This window comes from Erysipelothrix aquatica, assembly GCF_009828825.1.
Classification (GTDB): Bacteria; Bacillota_I; Bacilli_A; order Erysipelotrichales; family Erysipelotrichaceae; genus Erysipelothrix; species Erysipelothrix aquatica_A.
On record NZ_WTTA01000003.1, the window covers coordinates 216381 to 228819 of the forward strand.

Genomic DNA, 12439 nt, shown 5'->3' on the forward strand with positions numbered 1-12439 from the left:
ATTGAGCGTTACATACACAACGAAGAAAAAAAAAAAAGACCTGAGGTCTTTAAATTTTCTTTTGGCACGCCCGACAGGGATCGAACCTGCAGCCTTTTGAACCGGAATCAAACGCGCTATCCGTTGCGCCACGGGCGTATGCACGATTATCATACCATGCTTGATACATTTATTTAAGTTTTAATTACATAATTTAACCTATTTTTGCGAATATGCTATGATTACCACACAAGGAGATTATTTTATGATAAAAGTAGGGGTCCTCGGAATTGGAAATATAGCACAAAAAGCCTATATTCCTGTCTATGCTGCACGTAACCAAGATGTCGAATGGCATCTCTATTCACGGAGCCAAGAAAAGCTCGATGCTTTATCCCGCCAGTATAACTTTAGTAACACACATACAGATATTGATGCGATGATAGCGAGTGGAGTTCAAGCAGTTTTTATTCACACTCCGACACAAACTCACGCAGATCTGATTCGCAAATTTCTTACCCACGGTATCCATGTTTATGTCGACAAACCAATCAGTGAAGACATACTCGAAGTCAAAGAACTTGTCACACTTGCACAAGCACAGTCATGTATTCTTATGACTGGTTTCAACCGTCGAATGGCACCACTCTATCAACAACAAAAAGCAGTCGCCCAAAAGAATATGATTCTTGTACAGAAGCATCGAGAGCATGCCGAGCAAGACGTAAAGTTTGCACTCTTTGATATGATGATTCACGTCGTTGATACGCTGGTCTATCTCATGGATACGCCTATCACATCTCACCACATTCGGGGTGTAACTGAGACAGGCATCCTGAGCCACGCACACCTCGAATTGCATGGCGACCATGTCACAGGCATGGCAACCATTAATATGTATTCAGGTGGCCGTAGTGAAGTTGTGGAAGTAATGTCACCTAATGGATTTTACCGTTGTGTTGATATGAATGAGCTACAGATTCATTCGGACCAACATCAATATACTGAACGTTACGGGGATTGGGTCCCAACACTCAATAAACGGGGATTTGTTCAGATCGTTGACCATTTTATTGAATGCGTTAAAGCCGGCAAACAATCTGACATCTTTACATTGGATGACGCATTGGTCACCCATCAATTAGTTCATGATATATACGAAAGTATAAAGGAGAAAAAATGAAAAAGATTTTACGACAAGCAACCATTTACCTTACTTTAGGGTTAATCGCAGGTGTATTTTACCGCGAATTTACAAAGTACATGGCCTTTACAGGAACAACGCAACTTGCCATTCTACATACACATATTTTAATGTTGGGTATGTTTATGATGTTGATGGTTTTAGTCCTTGCAAAGACATTCAAAATTCATCGTCATAAAAACTTCAAAAAATTTATGGGATTTTATAACGGAGGGCTTCATCTGACAATTTTAATGATGCTGACACGCGGTACCACACAAGTTTTAGGCACCGAGTTATCCAAAGGAATGAATGCTGCAATTTCTGGAATGGCTGGACTTGGTCACATCATTTTAACAATAGGACTTGTTTACTTATTTATGATCCTTCGTGACAACACGCATGATGCCTAACACCATCTCTATACGTTCTACTTAGATATTGTTATCAACATAAAAAAAGGTTCTAGCAGCAATTGCTTAGAACCTTTTTTTGTAATATGTCTCAAACAATTATTTTATTTCTTTACGTTTACGTTTTGATACAAGTACCGTAACAAGTCCGGCACCGACAATTAATGATGACACCATCATTGTATTACTATCAGCAACGCCTGTCGCCGGAAGTTTATCTTTGTCCGTTGTTTTATCCGGTGTCGTTGGTTTAACTGGATTGGTTGGATCCACAGGATCCACAGGATCAACTGGATCGACTGGATCTTTTTCTTTCAACTCTGATACTGCCTTATCCAACATTTCAATTGCATCTAAGACATCTTGTTGTGTGCTTGTTGAACGAACTGCTAAACGGAACATTGTTGCATCTTCTGCGATAACAGCTGGCAAGTTATTGACGACACTATCGCCAAATTCAATCGCTGTTTCAAGGTTTAAAACTGTCTCTTGAGTATATTTATCAGTCTCAATTGCTTTTGCATCGACAAGTTTCTGTTTTAAAAGAGCAATCGAGTCGGCTTGTGGTGTTTTCACGTCCACTAAGCCTGTAAAGGCATTATGAAGCGCTTCATATGCTTCATTGATCTCCACTTGAGTCGCGGCTTCATTTTCTAATATAGCCCTTGCATTTGCAAGTTGTGTGCTGAATGCTTCGTAGGACGCTTCTGTATATTGCGTTGCATCGATATCACCAATTGCAGCAATCAGTGATTCTAAGAGTGACTTGTCCACTTTCTTAACCAGTTGTTTTTCAATAGTTTGTAAACGGACTATAATTGCGTCCACCGTTTCTTGTGTCGCCTCATCATCCGCAATAATAGCTTTCGCATCATTAATTAATGTTTCAAGAAGTGCTTGTGATGCTTCATTGTATTGATCTTGATCCAATGCTTCCACTGTGTTCAAGAGTGCAACAACTTCTTTTTTATCAATCAATTCTGGTTTCGCTTCTAATGCATCAATTGCGTTATTGAGTGCAGTATGTGCATCTTGAATCATTTCAAGTGTTGCATTTTCTGTAGCAATCACTGCTTTAGCATCTGTAATTGATGCTACAAGATTTGCGTATGTTGCTTTTGAATAATCTTTTTCTTTAAGTTTTTCCGCGTTTTTTATAGCAGCATCCAAGTCACGTTTTGCTTTATCGACAGTTGGTACAAGGCCATCAATAGCTTCATTCAATGCACTCAATGCATCGGTATAGGTATTATCTTCAATTGCTTGATTTTGATGAACTACTTTCGCAGTTTCGATTGCTACTTTTAAAGTTGCAAAGGACGATGCTGAGTAATCTGCCTCTTTGAATGAACCTGCTTGATAGATACGTAGACCTAACGCTTCATAATTGTCAAAATAATTTAAGCGAATAATGAGTTCGTTCGTTTCGCCTTCCACGACTGTGAATGGAATAGGAAGACCATCATATTTAACACCCACTGGGATTGATGTTAGGACTAAATCATATGTACCGACTGGTAATTGTGTGTTAAGTCCTGAGTCGGATGTTCCACCAAGATTTCTAACTTTTCCCATTGCATCAATGACATCAAAGGTTGTGTTTAAGCCCATTTCACCAACATAAGCATGGATGTACATGTTTTCTGACTTACGGTTGACATAGTTTTGAATACTATTTTTCAGACTTTCTTCAATACCTTCATTTTGAGTTGTAACATAGATGCGTTCACCAAATTTAGTAAAGTCGACATCTTCAAACGTCACGACACCTTTATCATTCGCTACACCAGTTAAGACCGCATCAGGTGCAGCAATTGCATCGTATAGACGTACTGTTGCTTTAGGTTCTACTTCGGATACCGTTACTTTTTTACCTTCAAAATCGGCTTTAATTTGGTATTGTGATACCATTGGTGTTTTGGTGAATCCACCGTCGAACATTTGCCATTCATAGATACGAATCGCACCCCAAGGTGACGTTCCCGAATTAGTCACATCTAACTTCCATTCTTGGGCTGTAATTGGTGTATCCAACAACACATCTGTGACTGCTTTGGTATTTCCTTTGATTGCTTTTGCTATTTGCCATTGACCGTTTTCATCTTTATATTGCAATGAGAAATCAACCGTATTCATGTTATTTGCTTCACCACCATATTCAGCATGTTCAACACGCCATCTGGAAACACGTTGTGGTTCACTTAATTTAATATCCATGTATCCGGATTTTTTATTGGTTGCTGCCCATTTACTATTTCCCGTTGCTGTTCCATCCAATGCTTTGGATGCTGGTTCTGCATCGTTTTCAAATGACACAGCTGTAACTTGTGCATTCAAGGCAACGTTTACTGGCGCAACTTCGTTATTTTCATCACTTCCATCCAATGAAACACCCCAGTCAAATGTGACATCTTTTCCGTCGGAGCGATTGTTGCTTGCATCGAGAGTTCGGATACGAATTGTGGTGGTATCGTCTGCTTTGGCATTTGCATCGGTACGCGTAATCTTATCTGCGTAGAAGGCTGTGTTTGGTGTCGCACCTAACAAGACTTCTTTACCATCTTTGTTCACTTGGTAAACTTCATATACATCTGTGCCTTCAACTGCATCCCATGATAATCGTGCACTTGCTTCACGTGCATCTTTTACAAGCGTTTCATCCACACGCGCATTTGCAGTATTAGCAAGACTACCAGAATTTTTACTATCAATTGTTAGTTGGCCAACGTTTAAATTAAGGGTCTCTGTATCTGCATTACTTACTCTGATACTTACCGCATAGATTGTTTTGCCTGCATGTGCACCAAGATCTACTGTCTGAGTACCCCAAGCGTCATTACTTGTAACTGGGAAGTATGTTAAATCATTATCGACATAGTTTTCATCAAAAGAAACACCAACTTCTACTTTTGCTGCTGTGTTACCTTTTAAGGTAACCGCAAGTTCAGTATCTTCAGAAATATCTAATTTCGTACTATAGAGCATGACATTATTGGTGCTTCCAGCTGCTAGATTCCCTGATAATTTAAGTGAGTTTCCACCGTTATAGGCATCGTTGAAATCATATTCCACGGCTAAGCGTGTTCCAACTTGCTCCTTAACCCACCATCTCCAGGTTGGCATAATGTCTTGAGCTGAGCGATAGTTCCATGTACGGTTACGAACCTCTGCCCCATCAACAAACCATTTTTTACCATGCCCTGCATTGAAGCTCGTTCCAAATGAAGTCCCTTCAATGACTGATTTGTCCGTCACAAAGCGAGACATTCCTTTCCAATCTGCTGAATCATCAGCCAAGCTTGGATCGCCTTGAGGCCCCGTATAAAGAATTTGTTCATGTTTATTAAATTCTTCAGCACTTGCTGCGAATCCCATAGTTGAGTTTGGAGCATAAAGTGCGATTGAACTTAGTGCTTTACCATTATCATCAACCAATGCATCGGTATTGATTTTCGTTTTATAACTGTTTTGTTGAATTTCAAAACCGGCATATGCGTCATAAGGGTTACGGTCCAATGTATTTCGCATATAATCATGGGTGCTTTGTATTTTTGAGGATGACCAGTTAAAGTTCATGAAGAACTCGTCAACTGCATAATCATTATCTGATCCTCTTCTTAACCAAAGGTCATTATATTTGTTTACTGCATCTTGGTGCGATACTGAGCCACTGTTTGCCATTGCATCATACCACCCAATATTAATTGGATATCCCATTTCGCGGGATTTTTGACGAGCATAGACAAGCATGTCGTGAGTACTTTGGGCTACTTTTTCGGTAGAGCCATATGATTCTTGATTAAAGAAGTAGCCATCAAAACCAAAGTATTGTGCGATTTCAATGAGTTTATCCGCGACAGGGTAATTACCTTCCTCATCTTGAACAGACATATTTTCAAGTTCTTTAAGTGAATCATAATGGCCAGTTCCCCATGGGAAATGAAGCGTTGCATAGACAGGAACGCCATTTCGGTGGGCCGCATCAACAATATCTGGTGAAGGGACTGCAATGACCCCTTCTTCGGAACTTGCCCAATAAATCATGGAATCAAGATATTGCCAGTTATCAAATGCATAGATATTAAAATCTTCCCCTCCTGTAGAAGGTGATTGATCATGATTTGCGTTTGATATTGCTGCTGATGTAATTTTTGCCTCAGGATTTGCCAATTTATTGATTTGCTGACCTTGGAATCGACGTGATTCTAAAGGTACTGTTGAACGGTTAAGTTTTGCATCCGGGTCTGTTTCGGGTGACCATTTTAATAATGTTTCCAAACGAAACGCTGGTGCGAGTGGTTGTAGTGATTTTCCATTTTCATAGTTTTCATTCACAGTATCGGTACCATCTCCGGTAATTGCAGCATGAATTGTCATATTGCTTGCGAACATTGTGAAGGCCAGTGTTGTTGCCGTTAGCCCAATGCAGGCACTACGAAAAAGCGATTTTACAAATCGTGTATTTTCATTTTTCTTCATATTTTCTCCTCAATAAACAATAAATTGGTAAACGCTTACAGTATCATTATAGAGGATATGATTTATTTTTTAAGGTAAAAACTATAGTACATTATCAACATACTATAGTTTTATTTCACACACAATACAATTTGGTTTAAGAATCTTTACTTTAAGATTTTTCATGAACAGACATTAATAGTTCGAAATTGATGCTCTACATCTCCAAAATCTAAAAGCTATGGACTCCAAAGGCCTTGCTTCTCTATTGCAAGTCTGAATGTGTTCTTAAATTTCCAGTGTATACGAAAGATAAAAAAAATAGAAACAAGAAACTGTTTCTATTTTTTGATAGATTTATTGAATGATACCCTCGTAGAATTTTTTGGCTTCAATAACTTCCGCATCGACGAGTTGATGTCCGCCGGGCTGAACATTTGTTGTTACAGGAATTCCTGCATCTTCAAACTCTTTAACCGCTTCTTCAAATTTATCAAATGCGATGAATGGATCAATCTTACCACCCGTTGTATAGACATTTAGAGCCGATTGTTGTTTGAATGGCACTCCCGGTCTTACGGATGAGGGGTGAAAGAGCATTGCGCTGGTAAAATCTGTCTCAAACTCCTTGAAGAGATTGATCGCAATATTTGACCCATTCGAATAACCAATAACGGATACTACCGCATCCTGAAGTTTATAGTACTCCAAGAGCTGGAGCATTCCTTCATAAAGTGCTGTCGTTTGTTTTGCAAGATCTTTTAAATCAAAGCTCCCATCCGCATAGCGTTTAAAATAACGAAGCATTCCTTGTTCTTCTACTGCACCACGGATACCAATCAGTGTTGCAGTTTCATCAATATATCGTGCGAGGTTTACCAGATCGTTCTCATTACCACCAGTTCCATGGAGCATAAAGATAACGCGATCGGTAGAACCATCATGTTTTGCATGTACTATCATTATTGTCCTCTTTCTAAATCTTAACGTACTTTGATAAATGCTTTGCGAAGTGCTTTTAGTTGCTCTTGCTCATCATCTGTCAATGGTCGTTCTTTTTCAAATGCTTTGATCGCATTAATAGACTCACGGATTTCATTTCGTTTGGTAATCATATCGTACTCGTAACGGTTTCGATAACCATATGTTTCTAACGTATCAATTTCTTTAACGAATACTGGCATAAATTTACTTTCGATAATGAGTCGTTGTGCCTCAAAGTGTTCTGGGATGATAAACGCTTCACCGAGTGTTTCGACAGGCTCATCAACGCTTACACCCGGTGTAACGGTTGATAATTCAATGAGAATGCCACCACGCTCACGGAAGTAAATCGCATTAAAGTATTTACGATTTTTAACCTCTGTTGGGAAGTACCCAGCACTGAGTAATTTTTCACGCCATGCTTCTTCCGTTCCACGTTCAATTGCGAATGCGATATGATGAACCGTTCCGTGGCCTTTGGTGCCGATTGTTGTTGTATGTTTACGGATATCAATCAATCCACCTAATCCTTCGTGGATTCGGAGGCGGTAATACTCATCATCTTCCGCCACAATTGTATATCCAAATAAATCGGTAAACAACGCTAGCGTTTGTGCAGGTCTTTCTGAGAAGAGTGCCGCATTATACAAACCTTTAATCGCTGTCTTTGGTTGTACACCATTGAATGCCCATTGACTGTTTGGACCTAACGGTGTTTCTACCAACTCAATATCCAATCCATGACGATCTGAGAATGCTAAGTAACGCTCACCAAATCTTTCATATGTATAATTGAAAATATCGAAGTGATCAAGTCTTTCTTTCCAGAAGTCGAGTGCTCCTGTATTCACTGCATAAGTAACGTATCCAACCTGACCATCTCCAATATCGCCTTCTTTAGAATCTGAAATTGGGAAATAGGTGGATAAGCCTGTACTGCCATCATGATTTCCATAATAGAAATGGTACTCTTCAATATCATCATAGTTTAGTGTCTTTTTAACTAAACGCATTCCGAGCATTCCTGCATAAAAATCAACGTTTTCTTGTGCGTTTTTAACGACTGAAGAAACATGATGTAGTCCTAAAATTCTTTCCATAGTATAACCTACCTCCTTACCATGTTATTATATATTCTATGATTTTTCTTCTCAACTTATATGCTTAAATGTGTTCTTTAAGTACTTTCGCTGGATTTCCACCAATAAGAACATTGTCCGGAAATGACTTGGTCACAACACTGCCACCAGCAACCACAACATTATTCCCCAGTGTAACCCCAGGATAAATAACCGCAGCACCACCAATCCAAACATTATCACCAAACGTAATTGGTTTGCCTAATTCAAGTCCACTATTACGTTCGGTCGCATTAAGCGGATGGGTTGCCGTGTAAATCTGAACTGCAGGTCCGAGCATACAATTATCACCAAACGTAATTGGACAGACATCTAACATCACGCAATCGTAATTACAGTAGAAGTTGTCACCCACACTTACATTGTAGCCATAGTCTAATTTGAGTCCCACACCAAAACTTGCGTACCCTTTTGTTTTTATTATCTTTTTATACAGTTCGCTTCGAGTCTTGTTATCTGAAATCTGTGATGCTTGGACAACAATATCTCGAGCATAGGCATTTTCACGTTGTAATTCTGGATCTCCAGCATCATAGAGCATGCCTTGAATCATTTTTTCTTTTTCTGTCATAATATACCTCACTAGTATATTTATCCTATCACATCGACCCCTCTTTTTTATGCCATTTTTAGTGGTGAACATAGCTTTAAAAGAAGTTTCTGATAATCCTACGCAACATAAAAGCGATGTCTATAGATTTAGACACCGCCCAATACTATTAAGAAATCGTTTGTTCGGGATTTTCTCCACGATAAGCATTATCATCTGCAGCCTTGAAGAACGGATAGTAAATAGCGACTGAAATGATTATATTTAATAATTGTAAAATCGATCCCATGATACTACCTGTGGCAAGGTATCCTCCAATAAGTGGCGGCATTGTCCATGGAACCATAACACCGTTTGTCATCGGAACAATTTTAAAATACATTGCTGCATATGAGACAGTGAATACAACAAGTGGTGCAAGTACATATGGAATGATCATTATTGGATTCATAACTATAGGAAATCCAAACATAACCGGCTCATTTACTCCAAAAATAGTAGGAGGTACAGCAATTTTTGCTAGCTCTTTCATTTGCTTACTGCGACTACGAAGTACCAGCAAGATGGCGACTGCAATTAAGACACCACTTCCTCCCATCCAAACAAAGACATTAAAGAATGAATAGTTAATGATGTTTGGAATTTCTTGGCCTGCTTGGAATGCAATTCTGTTCTGATCGAGCATAAGCATGTAGGTTGGTTGCATCACACTCAAGACAAGGTCCCAACCGTGAATACCTACTGTCCAAAATAGTGATGTAATCAATATTGCAATTAAACCACCAACATATCCACCCCCCAGATAAGATAGTGGCTTCCCAAGAATTACCGCTATGATTTCATGCATGTTTCCAAAGCCAGCTGCCTCGATTACCAATCTCAGCACCCAAAATAACGTAATCGTTAGAATCGACGGAATTAGGGCAACAAAAGACTTACTGACTGCAGGCGGAACATTCTCTGGCATTTTAATAACGATATCTTTCTGAACCATTATTCGGAAAATTTCCGTACTAATTAATGAAACTATGATTGCAACAAAGAGACCCTTACTCCCCAAATAGCCAAGAGGAATTCCACCATCTCCTGTTAAAGGTGTTACAACCAAGAAAGCAGCTAGAGAGATGAACCCTGCCGAAACACCATCAACTGCATATTTGGTTGCGAGACTGTTTGAAATTGCAAACACACAAATCAAAGCCATGATACTAAAAGTAGCATCCACAGCATAATTTAGTTTCGTAACCCAATCTGGGCCGAATATTCCAGATACAAATTCTGTATATCCAGGAATTGGTAGATTACCAATAATTAAAAATATTGATCCAACAATTATCAATGGAATTGAAGCGGCCATACCATCGCGAATGGCGAGAAGGTGTCTTTGACCACCTATTTTGATTCCCAACGGTAGAACCTTATTATCCATAAAATTACTAATCTTACTTCCCACTTAAATCACCCCTTCTATATTAAGTTTAAATGGTATTCTGATACTTTAATCATATGCAGTTGATAGTGCCTGCTTGAGATCTGCAATTGTCATTTGTGCTTCCAACAATCCGATAAACAATCGGGTATGGGTAATATCCAATCCCCTTGCCCTCATTGTCTCAAGATTATCAAATTTATATCCTGGAAGAACCATACTTTCATAACCACCCAACTCACACCTATTAAAAACGTTTCTAACGCATTAACAAATGTTTGTAGTTTGGTAGTATCTTTATCAGTAAAGGTAATTGCAAGTAAGCTTCCATAACCATCTAAATACTTTTCACTGCGTTCAGCTTGTTGAATGTATGGATGAAATATTTTCTCAATACGGGGGTCATCCTTCAGTGCATCAATAACCTCTTTTACGTTATTGCTATGTTTTTCCATACGAATGGGGAGTGTCCGGATTCCACGTATTGCTAGAAAACTATTCATAGGACTACATGTTGATCCCATCATTAGGTAACCATTTTGTTCTACTTTACCCACGGCCTCAGTTGTTCCTAATACTGCACCTGCAACAATGTCAGAATGCCCACCGATATATTTTGAACAAGAGTGAAGAATCAGATCAATCCCGCTCTCTAGAGGTCTTTGGAACATTGGTGTTGCCCACGTATTGTCTATCATTGTAGTAATCTGTCTTGATTTCGCGATATCAGCGATTGCTTTTAAATCAACAATCTCAAATTTTTGACTTGACGGACTTTCTAGATAGATTACGTCTGTATTGTCTTGAATTGCGCTTACAATCTCTTGGGTATCAACTGACATCACAACAGTATGAGACACGCCAAATTTTTCGAGACTTTTGATAAACTTCATGGCCGTAGAGTAAATAGAATTAACAACAACAATATGACTACCATTCATAACATGGGACTGCAATGTAGCACTAATTGCGCCCATTCCTGATGCAAACACTTTACATCGCTTAGCACCTTCTAGCTCTGCAAGGAGCACTTCAAGTTTATGTGTTGTAGGATTAGAACCACGTGTGTAAACATAGTTGTTAAATTCATCTTTGCTCGCTGCAACATATGCCTCGTAGCTCTTTGCATAAAAAGAGGATGTCATCGCAATCTCAGGAGAAATTGCATGGTGTGATTGTTCATCTGGAATCACCGCTAAACATGTTTGAATCAATCTATCTTTTATCATAATCATTTCAACCTCGCTCTGAACTACATAAACCGTACCAAGTAACCACTTACTTAACAACGCAATCTACCCAAAGAGAAAAAAATTACCGCACTTTTAAGTATTATTCCTTAAATTACGGTAATTTTCGACTATTTGTTTAGATATTCATCTTTAACTTTAACAATGTAATCCTGATTTTTGCTGTACTCAAAACGATACATACTCGCAAATATGAGATTGATGGCATAAGAAATTGCGGCATATGAGAATACAGTTCGAACCAATTCATCTTCTTCACGTAGCGGTGGCAATGGAATAATATGTGTTGCAAGTCGTCCCACTGGACTTGATTCATCGGACGTCATAGCGATAATTTTAGCACCTCGTTTTTTTAGAATCTGACATGCATTCACAACTTCAGCACTTTTGCCACTATAAGATATTATGATTGCTGCATCCCTGGGTGTTGCCTGTGCACAAAGAAATGTCTGCTCCGGTTGAAGAAATGCTATCCGCACAAACTTCGACACTTTTAAAAGTTTATTTTGAAAGTCATGCACACTGATAAAGCTATCACTAATTCCAACGCCATATAAATTTTCTGCTTTGTTTATTTCCTCGATTGTTTCACTTACCAACTCTTTCGTCAATAGTATTTGGGTCGCTGTTATCGCTCTTTTTTGAAGTGTTCCAATACTATCCACAAGTTCCACTTCATTACTCTTTTCATTAATTATTATTTGTTCTTCTGTCATCATCATGTGAACATTCACTGATCGTAATAAACTGATTTGAAATTCTTTGTAACCTTCAACACCGAGTTTTTTACAAAATCGTGTTATTGTTGCTGTTGATGTATTTGTACTTTCAGCAAGTTCATGCATTGAAATTGTTAATACGCGGTCTGTATGCTCTAAAACATAATCAGCAATGTGGCTTTGCACCGGTGAAAGGCCCTCTTTTTTTTGTAATTTACTGTATACCATTACAAACTCCTTTATTAAGAATCAATTATTCCTACACGCTACATACGAACCTCTACCTCAGTGTTCGTATTTCCAACAAGATTACTTATCAATTCGAATGAAAAACG

9 protein-coding genes and 1 tRNA gene are annotated in these 12439 nt (G+C 38.7%); 2 read left to right on the forward strand and 8 right to left on the reverse strand.

Going from position 1 to position 12439, the window contains the following annotated elements:
• Positions 1–62 precede the first annotated feature (62 nt).
• Positions 63–138, reverse strand: a tRNA-Arg gene (locus GVV22_RS06980).
• A 106-nt stretch (positions 139–244) separates the two neighbouring features.
• Between GVV22_RS06980 and GVV22_RS06985 the strand changes: the two genes are divergently transcribed.
• Both GVV22_RS06985 and GVV22_RS06990 read left to right on the forward strand, forming a co-directional pair.
• Positions 245–1162, forward strand: a complete 918-nt coding sequence (locus tag GVV22_RS06985; protein ID WP_159649413.1) for a Gfo/Idh/MocA family protein — start codon at positions 245–247, stop codon at positions 1160–1162.
• On the forward strand, positions 1159–1575 hold the full coding sequence (locus GVV22_RS06990; RefSeq protein ID WP_159649414.1) for a DUF2871 domain-containing protein: 417 nt from the start codon (positions 1159–1161) through the stop codon (positions 1573–1575). Before GVV22_RS06985 ends, GVV22_RS06990 begins: the two co-directional genes overlap by 4 nt.
• 99 nt (positions 1576–1674) lie before the next feature.
• Here GVV22_RS06990 and GVV22_RS06995 read toward each other — a convergent pair whose 3' ends face one another.
• The 7 genes from GVV22_RS06995 to GVV22_RS07025 form a co-directional block, all read right to left on the reverse strand.
• Positions 1675–6054: an endo-beta-N-acetylglucosaminidase gene (locus tag GVV22_RS06995; protein WP_159649415.1), complete on the reverse strand. Its 4380-nt coding sequence runs from the start codon at positions 6052–6054 to the stop codon at positions 1675–1677.
• 336 nt (positions 6055–6390) lie between these two features.
• The gene (locus tag GVV22_RS07000) at positions 6391–6996 is read right to left on the reverse strand and encodes an alpha/beta hydrolase (protein WP_159649416.1); all 606 of its coding nucleotides are present in this window, start codon (positions 6994–6996) and stop codon (positions 6391–6393) included.
• Positions 6997–7016: 20 nt separating this feature from the next.
• Positions 7017–8117, reverse strand: a complete 1101-nt coding sequence (locus GVV22_RS07005) for a VOC family protein (protein ID WP_159649417.1) — start codon at positions 8115–8117, stop codon at positions 7017–7019.
• A 64-nt stretch (positions 8118–8181) separates the two neighbouring features.
• Positions 8182–8727, reverse strand: a complete 546-nt coding sequence (locus GVV22_RS07010) for a DapH/DapD/GlmU-related protein (RefSeq protein WP_159649418.1) — start codon at positions 8725–8727, stop codon at positions 8182–8184.
• Positions 8728–8875: 148 nt separating this feature from the next.
• Positions 8876–10159, reverse strand: a complete 1284-nt coding sequence (gene celB / locus GVV22_RS07015) for a PTS cellobiose transporter subunit IIC (protein ID WP_201290695.1) — start codon at positions 10157–10159, stop codon at positions 8876–8878.
• A gap of 152 nt (positions 10160–10311) precedes the next feature.
• Complete coding sequence (locus GVV22_RS07020) at positions 10312–11370, reverse strand: trans-sulfuration enzyme family protein (protein ID WP_236261935.1); 1059 nt, start codon at positions 11368–11370, stop codon at positions 10312–10314.
• A 125-nt stretch (positions 11371–11495) separates the two neighbouring features.
• Positions 11496–12332, reverse strand: a complete 837-nt coding sequence (locus GVV22_RS07025; RefSeq protein ID WP_159649419.1) for a MurR/RpiR family transcriptional regulator — start codon at positions 12330–12332, stop codon at positions 11496–11498.
• Positions 12333–12439 lie beyond the last annotated feature (107 nt).

Excerpts from the sequence above, each read along its gene's own strand:
- GVV22_RS06995 (WP_159649415.1), bottom strand. The coding sequence starts at position 6,054 with ATGAAGAAAAATGAAAATACACGATTTGTAAAATCGCTTTTTCGTAGT.
- GVV22_RS07005 (WP_159649417.1), bottom strand. The coding sequence starts at position 8,117 with ATGGAAAGAATTTTAGGACTACATCATGTTTCTTCAGTCGTTAAAAAC.
- GVV22_RS07025 (WP_159649419.1), bottom strand. The coding sequence starts at position 12,332 with ATGGTATACAGTAAATTACAAAAAAAAGAGGGCCTTTCACCGGTGCAA.
- GVV22_RS07020 (WP_236261935.1), bottom strand. The coding sequence starts at position 11,370 with ATGATTATGATAAAAGATAGATTGATTCAAACATGTTTAGCGGTGATT.
- GVV22_RS06990 (WP_159649414.1), top strand. The coding sequence starts at position 1,159 with ATGAAAAAGATTTTACGACAAGCAACCATTTACCTTACTTTAGGGTTA.
- GVV22_RS07010 (WP_159649418.1), bottom strand. The coding sequence starts at position 8,727 with ATGACAGAAAAAGAAAAAATGATTCAAGGCATGCTCTATGATGCTGGA.
- GVV22_RS06985 (WP_159649413.1), top strand. The coding sequence starts at position 245 with ATGATAAAAGTAGGGGTCCTCGGAATTGGAAATATAGCACAAAAAGCC.
- GVV22_RS07000 (WP_159649416.1), bottom strand. The coding sequence starts at position 6,996 with ATGATAGTACATGCAAAACATGATGGTTCTACCGATCGCGTTATCTTT.